The sequence below is a fragment of the Marinobacter sp. SS5-14b genome (genome assembly GCF_030541005.1).
Lineage (GTDB): Bacteria > Pseudomonadota > Gammaproteobacteria > Pseudomonadales > Oleiphilaceae > Marinobacter.
This window is the reverse complement of record NZ_JASSVM010000001.1, coordinates 121,479-143,300: the sequence shown is the minus strand read 5'-3', so window position 1 is coordinate 143,300 and position 21,822 is coordinate 121,479. Positions and strand designations below refer to the sequence as shown.

The window sequence follows — 21,822 nt, the reverse complement described above, 5'->3', positions numbered from 1 at the left end:
TAGCCCGCTCTGTTACTTTTCTGGCTGATCAGTCGATCAGACCAGCTTCACGATAGTACTTGGCGGCACCCGGGTGCAGAGGCGCACTCAGAGCGTCAGATACCATTTCTTCTTTCTTCAGGTTGCCAAAGGCCGGGTGCAGGCGCTTGAAGCTGTCGAAGTTCTCGAAAACGGCCTTCACCACTTCATAGACCACTTCCTCAGGGACGTCCGTAGACGACACGAAGGTTGCGGCAACACCGAAGGTTGTTACGTCCTGATCCGAGCCACGATACATGCCGCCAGGGATTACTGCCTTACGGTAGTATGGGTTATCTGAGATCAGCTTTTTGCTGGCCGTGTTGTCTACGTTGACCAGAACGCTGTCGCAAGAGGTTGTCGCTTCCTTGATAGCACCGGAAGGGTGGCCAACGGTGTAAAAGAAGGCATCAATATTGCCATCGCACAAAGCCTGGGACTGTTCAGCAGCCTTGATTTCGGCGGCCAGACCAAACTTGTCCATGCCCCAACCCATTTCTTTCATCAGCACTTCAGCTGTCGCACGCTGGCCGGAACCCGGGTTACCCACGGAGACACGCTTGCCTTCGAGGTCTTCAAAGTTCTTGATACCAGAGCCCTTACTGGCAACCACGGTGAATGGCTCGGGATGCAGCGAGAATACCGCGCGCAACTTCTCGTTCTTGCCGGCTTCTTCGAACTGGCTGGTGCCGTTGTAGGCATGATACTGCCAGTCAGACTGGGCAACGGCCAGATCAAGCTCGCCTGCACGGATGGCGTTCAGGTTATAAACAGAACCACCGGTACTCTCAACAGAGCAGCGAATACCGTGCTCCTTCCGATCCATATTGACCAGTCGGCAAATGGCACCGCCGGCCGGGTAGTAAACACCGGTCACACCGCCGGTACCGATCGTAACGAAGCGCTGCTCCTGAGCAGAAACGGCTGTGGACGCGGCGCCCATGCTGACGGCAGCTGCAACAGCAAAAGCGGACGCTTTAAGTTTCAGTGTCATGTGTGCTCTTCCTTTTCTTGGTCATTATTGTCAAATGCCCATTCGTCGATACGGGCAAATATCCGGTTCGTGTTAGAACATAGAACACTTCAGGCCATAAATAAAGGAAGGATTAGCACGCTAACCAGCTGAAGAGACAACAAAAAAGCCCGCAGAAGCGGGCTTTTTTGAGGTTTCAGGCAGCGATCAAGACTTGGCTGCCCTGGCTTTGGCCAGCATTTTGTCTGGCCTCAACAGGAAGCGAGCCAGTGCGGGCAGCAGCCAGATTGCGCCCACCATGTTCCACAGGAACATGAAGAACAACAGGAAGCCCATGTCTGCCTGGAACTTGATGGGTGAGAAAATCCAGGTCACGACACCAAGCCCAAGTGTCACACCGGTAAAGATAACGGCCTTACCCGTGGAGCGAAGGGTTTCATAGTAAGCGTCCTGCAAGGTTTTTCCTTCAAGCAGGAACTTCTCCAGCTTGCTGTAGATATAAATACCGTAATCCACACCGATACCGACACCCAAAGCAATAACCGGCAAAGTCGCCACTTTGATACCGATACCTGACACCGCCATGATGGCTTCACAAAGGACAGACGTCAGCCCCAGCGGAATCACGATACAAGCCACTGCGCGAATTGAGCGGAAGGTCAGGAAGCACAACAAACTCACTACGCCATAAACCAGCAGCAGCATGACGTCCTTGGCGCTCGAAATAACCTCGTTGGTCGCCGCCTCAATACCGGCATTACCCGCGGCCAGCAGGAAGGTGTGCTCCTCATTGCTGTTGGCCTGCGCAAACTCTTCAACGCGCTCAATCACGGTCTCCAGAGTCTCGGCCTTGTGGTCTTCCAGGAATACCAGTACCGGGGTCAGATCGCAGGTGGTGTTGATCAGGCCTGCAGGGGCATCTCTGATGGACGCATTAATGATGGTCTGGTTGCGTGAAATTTCGAACCACTTCCAGTTACCCTCGTTAAGCGCCTTGGTGACCAGCTTGGACACATCCGCAAGCGATGCAGAACCCTGAACGCCCGGAGTGTTCTGAAGCTCCCACTGAAGACTGTCCATGGCCCGCAGCACGTTGTACTGGGTACATTGCTCTTCCGGCGTTTTCACCATCACAACCAGAACATCCGCACTGGTTGAGTAATTATTGATGATGTAGGCGTTATCTTTGTTGTAGCGGGAATCAGGGCGCAGCTCAGGCGCGCCCTGATCGAGATCGCCCACCTTCAAGTCCTGCTTGTAGTACATCCCAAGGCCCAGACCAATGACCGCAATCAGCAGTGAAATAGGCGCAACACCGGGGTGAGAAAAGTAGGACATAACACGCCATTTGCGGTCCTGCTTGTCGCCATGATTCTGCACATGACGCACACCACCCTTGGAAATGCCTACGTAAGACATAATCAGTACATGCAGCACCAGGTTGGTGATGATGACAAAGGCAACGCCCAGGCCAGCGGCTACCGCCAGATCACGGATAACGTCGATTTCAATGAAAACGAGCGTCAGGAAGCCCATCGCATCCGAAATCAACGCGAGCATGCCCGGAATATACAGCGCACGGAACGCTAATCGTGCAGACGTGATGGCATCGAAACCTTTCGCAGATTCTACCGCCATCGCATTGACGATCTGCACCCCGTGACTGATACCGATGGCGAACACCAGGAAGGGTACCAGCACCGAATAAGGGTCCAACCCATAACCAAGCAGTTTCAGGGCACCCAGTTGCCAGAACACGGCAATAATCGAGGTAAACACCGGGACCAGGGTTCCAGCGATACAACGCGAGTACCAGAACAACAGCAACGTTGTCAGAAGGATGGTAATGCCGGCGAACCAAGCAATAGAACCGATACCTTCAATCAGATCACCCACTTTCTTGGCAAAACCAACGATGTGAATGCTGATGTTCGGGTTCTGCTCCTGGTACTTGCTACGGATTTTTTCTTCCAGCTGGCGGGAGAACTCGGCGTAATCCAGCGCTTCACCGGTTTCCGGATTTTTCTCGTACAGCGGTGCGTATACGATGGTCGAGCGGAAGTTGTCAGATATCAGACGACCGACTTCGTTCGAGCGCAGCACGTTCTGACGCAATTGCTCGAGGCTATCCCGGGAACCGTCATAGTTGTCCGGAATGACCGTACCGCCTTGAAAGCCCTGCTCTGTCACCTCTACCCAGCGGACATTTGAGGTCCACAGAGACTTCAGACCAGAACGATCAACGCCGTTGAGATAAAACATCTCATCGGTGATCTGCTTCAAGGTCTCCATGTACTCGGGATTGAAGATGTCACCGTCTTCGACGGCCACGGCAATACGAACAAAGTTGCCAAGGTTGTCGAGATCGTCCCGGTGATCAAGCATATTGACGATGTAGGGATGCTCCAGCGGAATCATCCGCTCAAAGCTCGCATCCGGCTGAATTTTTATAGCGTTGTAACCAAGAAACACTGTTAACAAAAGGAAGGCAATCAGAATCACCGCCCTGTTGTTAAAAATCAAACGCTCAAGAAACGGCTCCGCTTTTGGCGTTGTCAGGTAATGATCACCCCTGTCATGCATCGGGTCAGACATTAATAAGGCCCTCTATCCATTAATCCGTTGATGCCACACCAGGGCGTTATTTAAGGTTCCGGCCGCGAGAATCGGTGAATTTCACACCACCCTCACCCACCAGCAAAAGATCGGTTCCAGCCAGCGGAACCACACTCATGACACTTTCCCGGTCATCCCGGAAGTAGGCGCGAAAGCTTTCACCGCCATTTGCACTCATCAGCACTGCACCGCCGTTGCCCACCAGAGTAATACGGCCGTCTTCCGCCACTGCGGCATTGTTCAAGGTTGCGTTGCCCTCGTTCGGAACCACGGTCCAGCTGCGACCAAGATCACCAGAGAACAACGTTGTGCCGCGCAAACCAAACGCCAGCACTTCGTTTACCTGCCCGGTGCCACTCACCCCAAACAGAGAGCCAGCATAAGGACTTTCACGCTTTTTCCAAGTGGCACCGTTGTCTACTGAAACATGGATCTGGCCAGCTTCACCAACGATAACCAGGGCACCACCGGTGACACGAGTGATGCTGTTGTAATGGAAGTTCTGAGGGTTCTCGACATTGGAAGACCAGTCCCGCCAGGAGTCACCACCGTCCTGACTTCTCAGGATCATGCCGTAGGCACCAACAGCAAAACCGTGGCTGTCATTTTCAAACCACACGTCCAGCAAGGGGTTTACCGGGCCGATATCCATATCCGACTGGGCGTTCTCCATGGCGAAAACCAGATCATCCAGAGCCCACTCGAGATCCGCCTTTTGATCTTCGGGAGCTTGTTCGATCTGCTCTTCCATCTCGGCAATCTGCTCTTCCTTGCTCTCGATGGAAAGCTCGGCAGCCTTGAGCCCATCAAGCTGCAACTGCCAGCTGGCACCCGCATCTTCGGAATGCAGCACAACACCACTGTGGCCAACAACCCAGCCGTGATCGCTGGTACCGAAATCCACGGCAGTCAGAGTCACAGACACAGGCACTTCTGCCTGGCTCCAGGTTTTCCCCTCATCGTCGGAGTAAATAATGTGCCCTCGCTCACCAACCGCCACAATACGGTCACCAGCACGGGTTGCATCATTCAGCAGCGACTCCGGTGCCAGCTCGGTGGCCCGGGCCGGAGTCTCGATGATATCTGTGAGCGCAAACGCTGCAGGTGCTGCCAATGCCATGGAGAGGCCCAGACAGGCAGAACCCAGTGTCTCGCACATGAACCTATTAGCCATTCAGATTGCCTTTACGTTGGTTGGATCGTGAAGCGCCTGCCGCAGATTCCAGGCAGCTTTTTGCAAACAAACCGGCAGCCATCTGGCCGCCGGTGTACTTCATGCCCGCACAAAATGCGCCAGGCCCCGGGCCCGGCGCATTTCATCAGCGTACGCTGCGCCTACGCAGGGACGCTGGCGAGAAATAACGCTTATTCGGTACTTCGTCAGTGAATACGCGGGTATTCGGTTCTTCGGTATCCAGGCCGAGCACGTGATAGCGGCGAGCCTGAAGGTCGTGATATACGTCCAGAACTGTCCATACACCCGGCAGCTCATAGTAATTTTTCGGAATACCCATGGTCACACGCCACAGTTCGCCGCGGCCATCGTACTGATCAAGCAGAACGGTGTTCCAGCTGTCCGCGTCGACGTAGAAACGACGTTTACCGTAAATGTGACGCTCACCCTGTTTGAGAGTGGCTTCCACCACGTGCACGCGATGGAGTTCCCAGCGGGTCAAATCCGGGTTGAGATGAGACATGCCCAGGATGTCTGAATAAGGGGTGCCTTTCTCGCCAATACGGTAGTTGTTATAAGGGATGTAAATTTCCCTCAGCCCCTCGTAGTTCCAGTTATAGCGGTCCATGGCACCGTTGAAGATGTCGGTGTCATCAGCGGTACGAAGGTTGTCAGCCGCCGCGATCGGGGAGTCATACCCCAGGTTTGGCGCACGACGCACTCGACGCTGACCCGCGTTATAACCCCAGCCATTACGTGGATTAATAATCTGGTTCAAGGTTTCGTGAACCAGGATCGCGCCCCCGGCAAGACGAGGTGGAGACTGGGTAAACGACAGGTAGTAAAAAATGATGTTATCGAGTTCTTTCTCGCTACCTTCAGGGTTATAAAAGTTGAAGAAGGCCTCCTGCTGCGAGGTCACCAGGCTATACTCACCGTTGGTCTGGACGGCCACTTCGCTTGCTCGACGCGTGAGGCTTATTCCACGCCAGCGAGTCAAATGATTCCAGACCACCTGCCAGGCTTTCTCTTCGTTTGAGCCATGGAGTATCGGGAACGGATACCCACCAAAAGCGCCCTTAAGACCTTCTGACTCACCGACGATCTCGGCATTTACTGCATTTTTCTTGGTATTTTCAGCCACCCAGTCTGGAACGGCGTGGGTACGGCGAGATTGATAGACCGGAATGCGGAACGTAGTCGGGTAGGTATCCAGCATGGCCCTGACACCATCGGTCAGGTACTCATCGTATTGTTCTTTGTTGGCCGCTGTGATCGTAAACAGCACCTGATCGTTCGGGAACGGGTTGATGTGGTGCTGACCGCTACCCTGATAGCCCGCAGGTGGCTCTGTAAGACCGCCCGTCCAGGCCGGAATCGTGCCGGCCTCGTTACCCGCCTTCTGGGAACCAAAAGGCGTAAGCTCCTGCCCCAGGCGCGCCGCCTCAGCGGCGGACACTGCGGCATGAGCCGGGGAAACTGCGAAGGAAAGAGCCAGCAGCCCACCCAGGAATACGGTTTTGTTGTATCTCATTGTGCAACCTTTAATTCGTCTGAAAGCCTCTGCAGGGCTCTATTGTTATTGTCTGATGCAACTCGGACTTTCCATCAGATTAGCCGATTGAACAATAATGTCTATCGATCAAAAGTGCGATTTTGTATCTGCTTGTGACCCACTCCCTTTCGCTGGAGCATGAACATCCGCCGGTGATCAGGCCGCCTGAGCGCGGTCATCGGCGGATCCGCTCAACCGGACCTAGTCCGCCAGGCTTTTGTGAACGACTTCGTAGACGTCGCCGGAAAGCTCGCTCTTATCACGAATCCGCTCAAGTGCCGCTTTCATCTGCCCACTGTAGTGTGGGGCAAATTTCTTCCAACGCGTCAGTGGTGACACCAACCGTGCGGCGATCTGCGGGTTACTGTCATCCAGCCGGCACACCTGATCAGCCAGGAACTGATAGCCGCTGCCATCCGGGTTGTGGAAGGCCGCCAGGTTCTGGCCGGCGAATACGCCGACCACAGAGCGCACTTTGTTGGGATTCTTCCAGTCAAACGCCGGGTGCTCCAGCAATTGCCGAATCTGGGCCAACTGGCCCGCCTGGTCGCTCGACGCCTGAACCGAGAACCACAACTCCACCACCTGCGGATCGTCACGGAAACGCTCGTAGAACGCCTCCAGCGCGTGATTGCGGTCGTCTTCAAAGCCGGAGTTCACCAGAGCCCGGAGGGCTCCCAGGCGGTCTGTCATGTTGTCGGCGTTGTGGAACAGCTCCAGGGCCAGTTCGCGCCCTTGTTCGTCATCCAGGTGCAGAAGCCAGGCCAACGCGGTATTACGCAGACTACGCTGGGCAATGGCATCAGACGTCAGCTGGTATTCGCCCGGCACCAAATGGCGCTGATAACAGGCCAGCAGGTCATCCCTCAGTGAGGCCGCCAGATGGCTCAGTACCCGCTTGCGCGCTGCGTGAATGGCTGGCACATCAGCCCGCTCTGCCAGCTCTACCAGATAGGCTTCAGACGGCAACAGCAGCATCTTGGCCACCAGGGCCTGATCCAGTGAGGTGTCGTTCAGCAGCTGGCGATAGGCTTCCACCAGTCGCGGCTCCACTTCCGCATCATCCGGCGCCTTGATCAGAGCCTGAATCACATCCACCGCCAACCTCTGACCCGCATCCCAGCGGTTGAAACCGTCCGGATCGTGGCTCATCAAGAACAACAACTGCTCGCGACTCCAGGGGTATTGCACCCTGACCGGGGCTGAGAAACCTTGCAACAGGGATGGCACCGGGCGTTCCGCCAGGCCGTGAAACTCAAAACTGTGCTCCGCCTCGGTCAGCTCGAGCACCCGCTCTGTGGGGCCACCCTGTTCCCGGGCACTCAGATTGAGCGGCAGTGACTGGCCAGCGCCGTTCAACAGGCCCACGGCAAACGGAATATGCTGAGGTTTCTTGTTGCTCTGTCCCGGCGTGTCGGGAATGCTCTGGCGAACATTCAGCCGATATACACCACGGCTGTTGTCGTAATGGTCGGACACCGTCAGCACCGGGGTACCAGCCTGCTCGTACCACAACCGGAACTGGCCCAGGTCACGGCCGGATGCATCCTCCATGGCACGGACAAAATCGTCAGTGGTGACTGCCTGGCCATCGTGGCGTTCAAAGTAAAGATCGCTGCCTTTGCGGAACAGTTCGTCGCCCAGCAGGTTATGAATCATCCGCACCACTTCTGCCCCTTTCTCATAAATCGTCAGGGTGTAGAAGTTGGAGATTTCCATGTAGGACGCGGGCCGAACCGGATGCGCCATAGGGCCGGCATCTTCGGCAAACTGGGCGGTGCGCAGTAGAGTGACGTCTTCAATCCGCTTGACCGTGGGCGAGCCCATATCGGCGGAGAACTGGGAATCCCGAAACACGGTAAAGCCTTCTTTAAGGCTCAGCTGGAACCAGTCCCGACAGGTTACCCGGTTGCCGGACCAGTTGTGGAAATACTCATGGGCGACGATGGCCTCGATGCGCTGGAAGGCGGCATCGGTGGCGGTGTCCTGGCTGGCCAGCACACAGGACGAGTTGAAGATATTCAGGCCCTTGTTTTCCATCGCGCCCATGTTGAAGTCGTCCACCGCCACGATCATGAAGATGTCGAGGTCGTATTCCCGGCCATAAACCTCTTCGTCCCAGCGCATGGAGCGCTTGAGGGCGTCCATGGCAAAATCGCACTTTTCAGCGTTACGGGGCTCAACATAGATACGCAAGTCGATGGCGCGGCCGGAGCAGGTGGTAAAGGTGTCGCGCTTTTCCACCAGATCCCCCGCAACCAGCGCAAACAAATAAGCCGGTTTGGGGAACGGATCTTCCCAGGTCACAAAATGGCGCCCGTTATCGAGACTACCCTGCTCGATCGGGTTGCCGTTGGACAACAGGATCGGATAAGCATTTTGGTCGGCTTCAATACGGGTGCGGAACCGGGCCATCACATCCGGGCGATCCGGATAGAAGGTGATACTGCGAAAGCCTTCTGCCTCGCACTGGGTACAGAACATGCCGGAGGACTTGTACAGTCCTTCCAGGCGGGTATTGCTCTGGGGTTCGATCCAGGTCACCACGCTCAGTTCAAACTGCCCAGGTACGCCACGTACGATCAGCTTGTCGCCCTGATCTTCATAGGCGCCCGCCTCCAGTTGCTCGCCATCGAGGGCCACACCCTCCAGTGTCAGGCTGTCGCCATCGAGTTCCAGCGGCACATCGCCCTGAGCGGACTCCGGGTTGCGGCGCATCGCCAGGGTACTGTGTACCCGGGCGCCATCTTCAAACAGCTCAAAACGCAGATCCACGTGGTCAACCAGATAAGCAGGTACCTGGTACTCACTCAGATAAATGGTTTGTGGCTGGTTGGTTCGCATTCACACTCTCCAAAAAATAGGCATGGCCGGACAAAAACGTAGCGGGCTCAGTCAAGAACCCGAAACCGGACTTCGTAGCCGGTAAATTTCCGAATATTAATAACGCCGGTATCGAGCATCAGGTACTGCCCTTTGATACCTTCGAGCAGGCCTTCCACTTCCGGGGTTTTGTCAAGGTTATGGGTTTTCACTTTCGACGGCCACACCTGCACCGGATAACCGAGCCCGAGTGAGGCCTCGTCCACAACTCGCAGGCTGTCTTCGCCATGCTGCCGCTTCAGCTCGGCGAGGTCATCCTCGATCAGCGCCAGTATGCGCTCGCGTTCCTGCACCAGATCCAGCTCCGGCACATCGCCCTTGAGCATCGCGCGCCAGTTGGTGCGGTCTGCCACGTGGCTCTTGCAAGCCACTTCCGCCAGGCCCGCCAAATAGCGGCTGGCTACGCGAAGCATGGGAATCGCATCCACCGCACCCTGGTCAATCCAGCGAGTGGGTACCTGGGTGCCCCGGGTAATGCCGACTTTCAGGCCACTGGAATTGGCCAGGTAAACCACGTGCTCCACCATGCAATTGGCTTCGCCCCACTCCGGCTCGCGGCAGGTGCCCAGATGGAAATGGCACTTTTCCGGGCTCATGATGCAGCTGTCACAGGCCGCCAGTTTGCGGAAGCAGGGGTAACAAAACCCCTGATTGAAGCTCTTCTTGGTGGTGCGATCACAATGGATGCAGCGGATTACGCCGTCGTAGTCCAGCCGTACCTTCCGGCCCACCAGTTCGTTCAGGGGAATCCGGGTATCGCCCACGGCCAGTGTGTAGGCCACGGGCTCGCCGGCTTTCGCCGGCATTTTTCGCAGCCGGCCGGTGACATCAATAACCTGGCTCAAACCTTAACCTCAACAAACTGGTCCGGGTTCACATCGTTGTTCTGGCGGTCTTTACGAAACTGCACGGAGGGGTCACAGGCGGTGCCCGCTTTTTCGCCACGGTCAAGATAACCCACTCTCTCCTGTTCCGGGATGTTGTGCTTGTTTTCGTAATAGATCACCGCTTCCAGACAGATGGCGCGCTGCTCACGGGAAATTGCGCGGCCATCCGGCCATTTGCCCAGCTCAATGGCTTGCTTGAGGCTGCGGTAAACCGTCGGATCCAGCCGCTCAATCAGTTCGTCGTAGGTCACAACCCACCTCCTGAAAATCTGTTCATTGAAAAATCGGCAAATCCGTTTGACACATGCAAATGATAACGCTTATCATTCTCTCACCAAATGACAACGGTCGTTTCATTTGGTCTCTCTCATCAGGAGCTATACGCTCTTTTCAGCCTCACCTTTCCGTGGGGCTTTTTTTATCCCCAGCGCTTGCCTCGCAGCGGCGATAACAGCGCCACTGCGAGTCCCGCAACAAAGCCACCCAGGTGGGCTTCGTTTGCCATGCGCCCCAGACCCAGCATTTCCGGCAAGGGCGTGAAGCCAATCACCATCCACACCAAAGCAAAGGTAATCAGTGCCGGTGGAAACTGAAACCGCCGGCGACGGCGCTGGCTCAACCAACAGTAGCCCAGAATGCCATACACAACGCCGGACAAGCCGCCAAACAAAGGGCCAGAGACCAGATACTGAAGGCTATTGGAGGCCAGACTGGCCACGACAAACAGCGTAACCAGCCGTGCCCGACCATCCATCCATTCAATCTGACTACCCAGGAACCACAGCATGACCGAATTGAAGATGATGTGGGTCCAGCTGAAATGCAGAAAATCCGGTGTGATCAAACGCCAGATCTGGCCACCGGCCAGCGTGGCCGACAAGGCATCTATCCGCCCGGCCAAAGTGCTGAACGCTTCCCACGGGAACTGCCGGGGGTCCACCAGCATCAGGTTGGCCGCCAGGGCATTCTGGCCCATACCGGTCAGCCACACCATCACCACCGCTACGACGATCGTTGCCACCACGAATGGGGCATGGGCGGGCGAAGGCTGCCAACGTCCCTCCGGGGTGATCGGGAATGAGGTCTGATTATCCAAGCTTATCTCCGTGCCTCAGCGTGCAACACTGTCTTCACTGGTCGGGTAATCGGGCTGTTCTGGCCGGCCGACTTCCACCCATACAAACTTGTCTCGGGACAGCACCTTTTCATCGTCCATCCGATAGGCCACCAACTTGCCATACTTCACCGCACTGTAATCAATACAGGCGACATTCTGTTTCAATGGCGCGGGGCTGCTGTCCATCCAGTAATGCCCGACAAACACCGGAGGCGCATCCAGCGGATAGCTGATCAGTTGCTTCCGTTCTGCCTCGGTCAGCTTCATTCGCGCTACTTCGGGCGGTAAAGGGTCTGGCTGAAACACAACATCAGCGTAGGTTTGTGGGTTGTCGGCCCAGAACTTGGTACGAAAGAACTCGCGGATATAGCCATCACGCCCGGTAATTTTGACGCCCTCCGGCAATCGCAGGTCTGTCCCCCGCAGGAGGGTATCCATCACCTGCCCTGCAAACGACTCAATCGCCGCCGAGGCATGCAAAAAGTCCTCATCGATGCAGGCACCGCCCTGACTGTCACGAAACTTGTCAATCAGGCCCTGGTCCCAGCACGCATGCACCACCCGAAAATCATCTTCATCAATGAACAAAGGAATGGTGTAAAACCACTCAAGAAACTCATTCCACTCATGAGGGTACGCATCAAACTGCTCAAGCGTTTCCTTGATCAGGCGATCGTGGCGGGCGTTGTGCTCCCGAAGGAACTGTTTTCCACTACCTGGACGAGCCCGGGTGCAGTAGCCCAGTGCGTTATATTCGTGGTTCCCCATAACAATCCGGGCGGCGCCATGCTCAACCATATCCCGGACCAAATGAAGCGACTCCCGAATTCTGGGGCCCCGATCAATGATATCGCCAATGAAAATGGCCTGCCTGCGCGGGTGCTGGTAAATCCCGTTGAGCTTACGGTAGCCCATCTGATCCAACAGCCGCTCAAGGGTGTTTGCACACCCGTGTATATCGCCAATAATGTCATAGCCGCGACTTGCGGCTGTCTTGATTCCCGCCATATTCAACTCGCTGCTATTTCGCTTGCCCAACCCAGCTTGTCACGACAGGTGGCATAGAAGTTGTGATCAGTCGGGTGGATAAGACGGATCTTGAAGGGCTTTTTGGTAATGCGAATGATGTCGCCTGGCGCACAGGCGATGTTCATCTGGCCATCAAAACTGATCTGCGGGTAGGTTTCGTTGGTCTCACCAATGACCAGCTTGATCTCACTCTTACCGTCCACCACGATCGGGCGGCTACTCAGGGTGTGAGGGAACATGGGCACCAGCACAACGGCATCCAGCTTGGGGTGCATAATCGGGCCACCGGCAGACAACGAATAGGCGGTTGAGCCCGTTGGTGTCGCCACAATCAATCCATCAGAACGCTGGCTGTAGACGAAATGGCCATCAATGTACAAGTCAAAGCCGATCATTCTGGTGGATTTGCCCGGATGCAAAACCACATCGTTCAGGGCGGAGCCGAATCCCAGGGGCTGGCCATTGCGCTCTACGTGGCCATCCAGCAAAAACCGCGATTCTTCAATGTATTCGCCAGCAAGAACCTGGGCCAGCCGTTCCTCAAGGTCCGAAGGGGAAATGTCAGTAAGAAATCCTAGTCGCCCACGGTTTACGCCCAGAATAGGAATCTTGGATTTTGCCAGCTCCCGGGCGGCACCCAACAAGCTGCCATCACCACCAACCACAATGACGAGATCACAAATTTCACCCAACAGCTTCTTGCTGGCCACCTGAAGCCCATGGCCCGGTATCATCGTTGAGGTGTCTTCTTCGATGATGACCTGGTAGTCGTTTGCAATCAGATATTGTTTGAGTTGCCGCAGTGACTCAACCACCTTGACGCTGCCCATGCGCCCGATGATTCCGATATTCCTGAACTGGTCCATGAAGTATCCCGTGATGCCTGAATGAGACAGAAGCAGCCAACGGCAGCCCCGATCTGTGACGAACAGATCTACAGTCTAACGAAACTCGGGCAGATACTGAAAAAAGTTAAAGCTTCAGGCTTTGTGAACATCACAGCGGTCGTCCACTCCGGACTGGAATTCGGCCGGTTGGGTAACCCGCATGATCGGCTCCCCACAGACACTGCCTGCATCATCCTTATGATTGCAAAGCGGGTTTTCATAATGGGCAAGCCACTCTTTGTAGGCCGGCTCATTCATGCCACAGCGCTCCGCGGCATAGGCCAGTGGGTTCCGGAAGTAGGTTTCGATATCCTCATACGGCAGAGTGATGTGCCCGACGCCATGATGGTAAGCCACCAGAAAGACCGTCTGGCTGCGCAAGTGATGCAAAAGGGAGTCTTCCGGGGGCTCCCGATGTTTGAGCTCGTAGTTTTCCTGCTCTAGTGCGACAATTTTTTCATCCCGGAGCTCCAGTTCTCGCTGCTTTCTTTCCAGCTGTTCCTGCAGTAACACCCTTTCAGCGTCCGAACTTGAACCTTTACCAGGTTCAGCATCACCTTCGACCATGCTTTCCTGCATTGAAAGGTACTGTTCGTTACGCTCCGAAAGCCTACGCTTCAGCTGCTCATTGGTCAGACGAAGGCGCTCATGCTTTTGCTCGAGATCGGCCATTTCGCCCCGCATTGCCTGCATGGCGTGTCGATGCTCCCGCTGAAGATCGGCAAGGGAATCTCGCTGAACACTCTGAAGGGTTTTAATCCTGAGCCGGTGCTCCCGAAGCAACTGCGCCATTCGGGCCCGCTCTCTGCTCCCATCTACCTGGCTTTCAAGAGGTGCGGCCGGGGTTAGAACCGGGATGTTCTCTTCCACTGGCTCTGCTTTGCGAAACCGCAAGGCATTGGCGTCCACCGTTTTACGAATCGTTTGAAAGTGATTACTGCCCGGCGTCATATCCGGGTCCCAAAGTTCCTCGGCGAGCCTGGAGTCAGGGCACTGGCTTCGGCACACCAACCGGATCGGGCCACCACCCATATCAGGGCCTTTGGCGCCTTTTTCGGCCAAAGCTTCAATGGGAATATTCCAGTTGCTGTCGGCGCGACCTTCTTCGTCGAACCATATGCGGAAGAAAACCAGGGAGGCGACAGTCAGGTCAGGGTTCAGGTTGACCAGAACAGCGCGAACGTCCGTTTCGGCAAGGTCCGAAAGGCCGACATAGCCATCCAGAAAGGCGCCGAATTCTGACAAACGCATCTGGCGGGCAACCTGTGCGCCGTCCATAAAAAACACTGCCGAGTGGACGTCAGCAGCCTGGCTGGCATTAACCATTAAACCTTCTCCGTGCTTCGGGAATCCCATCGGAAGACGCTTGTGATCGCATTCAGGTTCCAAATCGAACCCCATCCGAACATAGTCTAGTCAGACACGCCCCGAAACACAGAGAAAAACTGCAACGTTTTGTGATCAGGTCAGATTTCTGCTGCCAGACGACTGCCCTGATCAATCGCACGCTTGGCATCCAGCTCGGCAGCCACGTCGGCACCGCCGATCAGATGCACTGGCAGACCGGCCGCTTCAAGCCCTGCTTGCAGCTCTCGCAGCGGTTCCTGCCCGGCACACACAATGATCGTATCAACCGGCAACAGCTTGTCCACACCGTGCTCGGCACCCTTTGGAGTAACCGTGATGTGCAGGCCCTCGTCATCAATCTTGCGGTAGGTCACACCCGGCACCATCTGCACATCCCGGTTTTTAAGCGAGGTACGGTGAATCCAACCCGTGGTTTTACCCAGATTTTTGCCAACCTTTGATGCTTTCCGCTGCAGCAGGTAAACCTCACGGGCCGGCGCCGGCACTTCCGGCGTCATACCCTGAATACCGCCCCGATGCTGAACCGTCAGATCAACACCCCACTCTTTCATGAAATGCTCGGTGCTCAGGGATGGCGACTCACCTTCATGCACGATAAATTCGGATACATCAAAGCCGATACCACCCGCTCCAATCACGGCCACTTTCTGTCCCACCGGCTTACGCTTGAGCAATGCATCGAGGTAGCCAATCACCATCGGATGGTCGATACCTTCAATATCAGGAGTACGGGGCTTAACTCCGGTGGCAAGCACTACCTCATCAAAGCCGCCGGCTTTCAAGTCCTCTACTGATACGCGCGTGTTGAGGCGCACATCCACACCGTGTTTATCGAGCATGACACGGAAATAACGCAGGGTTTCGTAGAATTCTTCCTTGCCCGGTATGCGTTTCGCCACATTGAACTGCCCGCCAATCTCACTGGCATCATCAAACACCGTGACCTTGTGACCGCGCTCGGCGGCAACCGAAGCAAAGGCCAGGCCGGCCGGACCGGCACCGACAACTGCGACAGATTTCGGTGTTCCCGTCTTCACATAGGCCAACTGGGTTTCATTACAGGCACGAGGGTTCACCAGGCAGGTGGTCAGCTTACCGCTGAAGGTATGATCCAGGCAGGCCTGGTTACAGCCGATGCAGGTGTTGATCTCATCAGCCCGATCTTCCGCCGCCTTGAGCACCAGGTCTGCATCTGCCAGAAAGGGCCGCGCCATGGACACCATATCGGCATCGCCTTCGGCGAGAATTTTCTCGGCCACATCGGGCATATTAATTCGGTTGGTGGTCACCAGCGGAATGCTGACTTCGCCCTTCAGGCGCGCGGTTACCTTGGAGAAGGCGCCACGAGGTACCGATGTCGCAATGGTTGGCACACGAGCTTCATGCCAGCCAATGCCGGTGTTAATGATGGTGGCACCGGCCTTTTCAATTTCCTTGGCAAGATGCACCACTTCTTCCCAGGTGCTGCCGTCTTCGATCAGATCAAGCATCGACAACCGGTACACGATGATGAAGTTTTCACCAACACGCTCGCGCACGCCCCGCACGATTTCCAGAGCCAGACGAATCCGGTTCTCGTAACTACCGCCCCATCGGTCGGTTCGATGGTTGGTGTGGGACACAATAAACTGGTTAATAAAGTAGCCTTCAGAACCCATGATCTCTACGCCATCGTATCCGGCTCTTTGGGCCAGCGCGGCACAGTTCACATAGTCGTCAATCTGCTTCTGAATGCCCGCTTCGTCGAGCTCTTTTGGCTTGAACGGGTTGATCGGTGCCTGAATGGCTGAGGGCGCCACCAGTTCCGGAGAATAGGCATAACGACCAGCATGGAGAATCTGCATGCAGATTTTGCCGCCTGACTCATGCACCGCCTGAGTGATCACCTTATGCTTGTCGGACTCTTCTTCGGTACTCATCTTGGCCGCGTGCTGAAAAACAGCGCCTTCACTATTGGGGCCGATACCGCCCGTCACAATGAGACCAACGCCACCACGAGCCCGCTCCGCATAAAAGGCAGCCAGGCGCTCAAAACCGTTCTTTACCTCTTCCAGGCCTGTATGCATAGACCCCATCAGAGTGCGGTTGCGCAAGGACGTAAAACCCAGGTCCAGAGGTTCAAGCAGGTGCGGGTACTTGCTGGTGCCAGCTGTTGCAGTCATTGGTGATCTCCTCATCGTATTATCGGGACGGGCAAATCATGGCTCCCGTTGTTATGACGCCTACACTAACCAGCATCACCCAATGCAACAATATCCCCAAACAACATTTAATTATCTTTAGATAACATTGATAATAACGCCATGACCAAAAATCCTCACCATAACCGCAACGCCCTCGGCAACATCAGCCTGCTTTACGTTCAGGTATTGTTGCGAGCCACAGAAGCCGAAGGCGGCGATACGCACAGGCTCAAGTCCCAGTTCCGTCTTAGCGATCAAGCCCTGGCGTCACCGGAAGCCAGGATCAGTATTCCGAGGTTCATGCGCCTCGGCCATGCGGCGATCACTCAGACCGGAAACCCGGCCCTTGGCCTGCGCATGGGCGCTCTTACCCGGCCGATTGATGCCGGCATTGCCGGGATGGCGGCCGAAACCGCTGAAACGGTCGGGCAGGCAATGGCGACGCTGAGCCGCTATTCCGTGCTGACAAGCCAGAACTCCAGGGGAGAGCCCAGCCTGAATGCGGAGCAGCGTTCAGCTCGCTTCTACTCGATCCAGCCCTACAATCTCTACAACTACTTCGTGGTGGATTCCATTCTGGCCGCCTGGACCCAGCTGATTCGACATATAACCGGTCGGTACGACGTGCTGGAGCGGGTTCGCATCGAGTACCCCTCTATCGGGCTGGACGAAGTTTTTGAAAGCTGGTTCCGGTGCCCGGTAGAGTTTGGTGCGCCGGAGAATGCCATACGACTGAAAGAAAGCGTGTGGCGGCAAACGCCCTCGCAGGCTCACCAAGGCATGCATGAAAAACTGACCGGCTGGTGCGAGCAGGAATTGGCCCAGATACGCAAAGGCTGGAGTGTGGCTGACCGGGTGCGCTACCTGATGACGCCACTGCTGAGAGGCGAAACACCGACACTGGAAACGCTGGCCGCAAAACTGGGCACTACGCCGTGGACCCTGCAGCGGCAACTGGCCAGCGAAGGGACCGGGTTTCGGCAGTTGCTGGACGACACCAGGAAACAACTGGCGAGGGATTATCTTCGGGAAACGGATGCATCTTTGTCTGAGATTGCCTGGCTGCTGGGATTTGCTAATCCACCGGCTTTTTACAAAGCCTACCAACGCTGGCATGGGGTCAGTCCGGGCGAAAGCCGGAAAAAATCAAAACAAGGGAATTAAGCTAAAAACTGAGAAATAAGGGGGGGGGGGAGAAAATGGCGGAGCGGACGGGACTCGAACCCGCGACCCCCGGCGTGACAGGCCGGTATTCTAACCAACTGAACTACCGCTCCGCGCGGGTTGTCTGAACAATGCTTTGATTGCTCGGTGACAACGAGGGCGCATTATAAAGAGCCCCCCACTTATGTCAACGATTTTGCCAAACTTTTTTTCATACTTTTCAGCACACCACCCATTACATCGCATCAACCATGGCATCTTTGCCTTGCGCGGTTTTTCGGTATTCAATGGGCGTCATGTTCGACCAACGCTTAAACGCACGGTAGAACGTGCTGGGTTCTGAAAAACCGGTCAGATACACAATTTCATCAATGGATTCGTCGGTCGTTGCCAACAACTGCCTGGCGAGCCTGTAACGGAAGTCCGCCAACACCTGGTTGAAGCTGGTTTCTGCTTCCGTCAAACGGGTTCTCAGGGTTCTGGGCTTGATTCCAAGGCGCTCCGCTACCGCATCCAACGTCACCTCACCACTGTCCAACAGTTCGGCCACGATACGCTCAACCTGCCCTACAATGTCTTTCTTCTCGAGCCGCGCAACTTGTTCACTGGCAAACCGCTCGTGCAATGCCAGCAACTCAGGCTCGGCATGGGGTGATGCGTGGGATAACATTTCTGCAGGAAAATACAGACGGTTTTCTTCGGCCCCGAAGACCACCTCACAACCGAGGACTTCCTTTACGTGCGCCTCACTTCGGTTGCAGTCGTGCTCAAATTCGATGCGCGACGGGTAGAAGTTGCCATCAGTAATGGATTTAAAAAAGGTGATAAGACCCTGAACAAAACACTCGTTGAAATGCCGTAGCCTGCGCACTTCATCTGAGGCCGTATCGAGAACCATGCAGGCTTCATCGCCTTCAATCAGGAAGTCGGTCTTGGCAGCATCGCTCAGCAGGCGCTGATAGTTCTGCGCACGGCGAAGGCCCTCTCCAAAAGTGGGACTACTGAGAAAAAGATACTCCAGCACCTGCCCCTTGTAGGCCGGCAGCAGAGTGCCAAGATGGAGGCCGACATCCGGATCACCGGAAACATCTTCAACAACTTGCCAGAAATAGAGCTGGGCGTTGTGGGGAGTTCGGAGCTGGTCGGTGAATACGTAACTTTCATCAACGCCAAGGCGACTAAAAATAGCATCGGTGTCGATACCTTTCTTTTTCATCGCTTCATAAATCAGGCGCAACATCACACCCGCATCACGTAATTCCTGCATAGTATCCCGCTTTTTTATTTATTGGTTACTACTTTGACCCGCCGGACAGAGCCCGCAGTTGGCCAGGTCAATGCCCGATGGGACTGGGTTTGACAGACTTCCGGGCAACCACAACCTTAGTCGTATATTAGAGCATATCAGGCCACAGACGCACAGTTGTACCAGAATCTGAGAAAAACCGGTAACGGTTCAACGGATGCGATAAATTTTCCGGCTTTAAGTCCTGTAACGGAGACAGTAGAGATGTCAGAGCCCTTCATTTACCACAGCGCCCCACCCTCATTACTGCCGCTCTTCGGACGAGCCCTGTTACCAAAACAGCAAAAGGCGGGAGAAAACACCCGAATACCGGATTTACAGGCAGAGCTCGTTGGCATGTCCACGAACACCAAAGCGCTGCCACAATACCTGCAGGTGTGCGGCTTTGAAGCCGGCTCCAAACTCCCGGCCACCTGGCCCCATATCCTCGCCTTTCCGCTGCACCTGAAGCTCCTGACCGACAAACGTTTTCCGCTGCCGTTACTGGGGCTTGTGCACCTGCGCAACAGCATCACCCAGCACCGGGCGATAGGATCGGGGGAGAATCTGGATATCCGGGCGACCCTGGCCAACCAGCAGATGACAAACCGGGGCATCGAATTTGATCTGATCACCGAAGCCCGATCTGCAGGAAAACGGGTCTGGGAGGAAACCAGCACCAACCTGTTTCGCATGGCCACTCAGAAAGCCGGTACACCAAAGTCAGCACCGCCTGAGTTGGAGAGCTTCCCTTTCACGGAACTGATTACCGCTCCGGAAGACATCGGGCGCCGGTACGCAAAGGTTTCCGGAGACCGCAACCCCATCCACATGCACGCGCTGAGCGCCAAGGCGTTCGGGTTTCCGAGAGCAATCGCACACGGCATGTGGAGTAAAGCCCGAATCCTGGCGCTGCTGGAGCAACAGAGTCATTGGCAAGGCGGCGCTTTTACCATGAGCTGCCAGTTCAAAAAGCCACTGTTATTGCCGGGAAAGGCGCAGCTCAACTGGCAGGAGAATGAAAACGGGTGGGACTACCAGCTACTCAATGCCAGTGGCAGCGCACCGCACCTGAACGGGCGCATCGACTGGCTTTAAGCGAAAGCTGAGGTTACGGAGCCGTGCAGAGCTCACCTTCAACCCCCGCTATGGGCAGAGTGAAGTAAAAACAGGCGCCGCCATCTTCGGGGCGCTCATAGCCAATTTCCCCACCCTGCGCCTGAATCAGCGAACGGCAGGTGGCCAGGCCAATGCCCATGCCGTCATCTTTGGTGGTGTAAAAAGGATGGAACAATTTTTCCTCGGCCTCTTCAGGTACACCGACACCGTGATCACGTACCTGAACCCGAACACAATGATCGCCACAACGTCGTGCACTCACCTCAACCGGTGCGGATGAACCTGCGGTGCGGGTGGCCTCCAACGCATTGCGAATCAGGTTGAGGGTGACTTGCTGCACCTGAATGGGATCGCCTTGAACATCGGGCAGATCGCCTTCAACCTGAACCTCGATACCGCCTTCATTGTTGCGCATATCGACTTCGGCGAACTGTCGGGTATCGTCCAGCAACCCCGGAACCGACAACACCTCTTTTCCGGTTGCCGGTTTCTTCATGAAACGGCGAATACGGCGAATGATTTCGCTGGCCCGGTGAGACTGGGCTTCAATCTTGTCCATGGTTTCCCGCAGCAGAGCAAGATCCGGCGCGTCTTTGGCCATCATGCGCTTGGAAACCCGGGCATAGTTTGAAATAGCCGTCAGCGGCTGGTTAACCTCATGGGCAAAACCGGCCGCCATTTCACCCATGGTGGTGAGCCTTGAGGTATGGGCCAGCTGATCGCGCTGCTCCTGAACCAATGTCCTTGCCTCGTCCAGCGCCTGCTCATTCTCGAGCTCTACCGTAATGTCCCTGAACACGACAACAGCACCGTGCAATTCACCATCGTCGAGCTTGGGCGTAGCGCGATATTCCGCTGAAAAACCGGTGCCGTCTGCCCTGAGCATTTGAATGTCGCGCTGATTTTCCGCCACACCCTGCTGACAGGTCGCCATCACCGGCAGGCTGTCTTTGCAGGCGGCCGCTGTCGCAAAATGAAGATCAAAGAAGCTTTTTCCAATCAGCTCTTCGGCAGTACAGCCCATAATCAGAGCCGATGCCGGGTTGGCAAACTCAATGATGCCGTTCTCGTCCAGGCCGTAGATGCCCTCGCTGATCGAGTTGAGAATGCGCGCCTGATCACTCTGGAGCTCGCGATTTCGTGCCTGCAGCTCCCGCTCCAGCCTGATCACACTGGCGTGGGTTTTCACCCTGGCAATCACTTCCTGAGACTGGAAAGGCTTGGAAATATAATCAGCGCCGCCCAGGGAAAAGCCCTTCACCTTGGCCTGCAAGTCATCCAGTGCTGAAAGGAACACGACGGCGCAATCCGCGGTGTCCGGGTCGGCCTTCAGGCGCTCGCACACCTCATAGCCATCCATCTCCGGCATCATGATATCCAGCAGAATGACTTCGGGGCGATGGCGGTGGGCAAGATCCAGTGCTTTTTCACCTTCGTTGGCGATAAGCAGTCGGTAGCCTTTGTCTTTCAGGGTCTCGTAGAGGACTTTCAGGTTCTGCGGATTGTCATCCACCAACAGAACCGTGACCTCTGAGTTCTCACTGACAACTTCAGTCATAGCAAC

At 55.6% G+C, this 21,822-nt stretch carries 16 protein-coding genes and 1 tRNA gene; 2 read left to right on the top strand and 15 right to left on the bottom strand.

Features of this window, described 5'->3' with window-relative positions; genetic code table 11:
* Window positions 1-28: 28 nt before the first annotated feature.
* The 12 genes from QPL95_RS00620 to QPL95_RS00565 form a co-directional block, all read right to left on the bottom strand.
* Window positions 29-1,012 carry a TAXI family TRAP transporter solute-binding subunit gene (locus tag QPL95_RS00620; protein WP_303289086.1) on the bottom strand — a complete coding sequence of 328 codons (984 nt, stop codon included), beginning with the start codon at window positions 1,010-1,012 and terminating at the stop codon, window positions 29-31.
* Between the two features lie 186 nt (window positions 1,013-1,198).
* Window positions 1,199-3,586, bottom strand: a complete 2,388-nt coding sequence (locus tag QPL95_RS00615) for an RND family transporter (RefSeq protein ID WP_303289085.1) — start codon at window positions 3,584-3,586, stop codon at window positions 1,199-1,201.
* Between the two features lie 46 nt (window positions 3,587-3,632).
* The gene (locus QPL95_RS00610) at window positions 3,633-4,781 is read right to left on the bottom strand and encodes a YCF48-related protein (RefSeq protein ID WP_303289084.1); all 1,149 of its coding nucleotides are present in this window, start codon (window positions 4,779-4,781) and stop codon (window positions 3,633-3,635) included.
* A gap of 145 nt (window positions 4,782-4,926) precedes the next feature.
* The gene (locus QPL95_RS00605; RefSeq protein ID WP_303289083.1) at window positions 4,927-6,315 is read right to left on the bottom strand and encodes a DUF1329 domain-containing protein; all 1,389 of its coding nucleotides are present in this window, start codon (window positions 6,313-6,315) and stop codon (window positions 4,927-4,929) included.
* 222 nt (window positions 6,316-6,537) lie between these two features.
* Window positions 6,538-9,180 carry an aminopeptidase N gene (gene pepN / locus QPL95_RS00600; RefSeq protein WP_303289082.1) on the bottom strand — a complete coding sequence of 881 codons (2,643 nt, stop codon included), beginning with the start codon at window positions 9,178-9,180 and terminating at the stop codon, window positions 6,538-6,540.
* A gap of 47 nt (window positions 9,181-9,227) precedes the next feature.
* Entirely contained in the window at window positions 9,228-10,064 is an 837-nt protein-coding gene (locus QPL95_RS00595; protein WP_303289081.1) for a DUF2797 domain-containing protein, read from the bottom strand.
* Complete coding sequence (locus QPL95_RS00590) at window positions 10,061-10,357, bottom strand: YeaC family protein (protein WP_303289080.1); 297 nt, start codon at window positions 10,355-10,357, stop codon at window positions 10,061-10,063. The genes QPL95_RS00595 and QPL95_RS00590 overlap by 4 nt, the downstream gene beginning before the upstream one ends.
* A gap of 167 nt (window positions 10,358-10,524) precedes the next feature.
* Entirely contained in the window at window positions 10,525-11,208 is a 684-nt protein-coding gene (locus QPL95_RS00585) for a rhomboid family intramembrane serine protease (RefSeq protein WP_303289710.1), read from the bottom strand.
* Window positions 11,209-11,217: 9 nt separating this feature from the next.
* Window positions 11,218-12,231: a metallophosphoesterase gene (locus QPL95_RS00580; RefSeq protein WP_303289079.1), complete on the bottom strand. Its 1,014-nt coding sequence runs from the start codon at window positions 12,229-12,231 to the stop codon at window positions 11,218-11,220.
* A 2-nt stretch (window positions 12,232-12,233) separates the two neighbouring features.
* Entirely contained in the window at window positions 12,234-13,118 is an 885-nt protein-coding gene (locus QPL95_RS00575; RefSeq protein ID WP_303289078.1) for an NAD(+) kinase, read from the bottom strand.
* A gap of 114 nt (window positions 13,119-13,232) precedes the next feature.
* Entirely contained in the window at window positions 13,233-14,465 is a 1,233-nt protein-coding gene (locus QPL95_RS00570) for a DNA repair protein (RefSeq protein ID WP_303289077.1), read from the bottom strand.
* A gap of 140 nt (window positions 14,466-14,605) precedes the next feature.
* On the bottom strand, window positions 14,606-16,669 hold the full coding sequence (locus QPL95_RS00565; protein ID WP_303289076.1) for an NADPH-dependent 2,4-dienoyl-CoA reductase: 2,064 nt from the start codon (window positions 16,667-16,669) through the stop codon (window positions 14,606-14,608).
* Window positions 16,670-16,810: 141 nt separating this feature from the next.
* On the opposite strand from QPL95_RS00565, the gene QPL95_RS00560 reads away from it, so the two are divergent.
* Window positions 16,811-17,854, top strand: coding sequence for an AraC family transcriptional regulator (locus QPL95_RS00560; RefSeq protein WP_303289075.1), 1,044 nt, complete (start codon window positions 16,811-16,813; stop codon window positions 17,852-17,854).
* 36 nt (window positions 17,855-17,890) lie between these two features.
* Here QPL95_RS00560 and QPL95_RS00555 read toward each other — a convergent pair.
* Both QPL95_RS00555 and QPL95_RS00550 read right to left on the bottom strand, forming a co-directional pair.
* Window positions 17,891-17,967 (bottom strand) — tRNA-Asp (locus QPL95_RS00555).
* Between the two features lie 122 nt (window positions 17,968-18,089).
* Window positions 18,090-19,121 (bottom strand): AraC family transcriptional regulator, encoded by a 1,032-nt coding sequence (locus QPL95_RS00550; protein WP_303289074.1) that lies wholly within the window; start codon window positions 19,119-19,121, stop codon window positions 18,090-18,092.
* Window positions 19,122-19,364: 243 nt separating this feature from the next.
* Between QPL95_RS00550 and QPL95_RS00545 the strand changes: the two genes are divergently transcribed.
* Window positions 19,365-20,237, top strand: a complete 873-nt coding sequence (locus tag QPL95_RS00545; protein WP_303289073.1) for a MaoC/PaaZ C-terminal domain-containing protein — start codon at window positions 19,365-19,367, stop codon at window positions 20,235-20,237.
* A gap of 13 nt (window positions 20,238-20,250) precedes the next feature.
* On the opposite strand, the gene QPL95_RS00540 is transcribed toward QPL95_RS00545, so the two are convergent.
* Window positions 20,251-21,816: a response regulator gene (locus QPL95_RS00540; protein WP_303289072.1), complete on the bottom strand. Its 1,566-nt coding sequence runs from the start codon at window positions 21,814-21,816 to the stop codon at window positions 20,251-20,253.
* Between the last annotated feature and the right edge of the window lie 6 nt (window positions 21,817-21,822).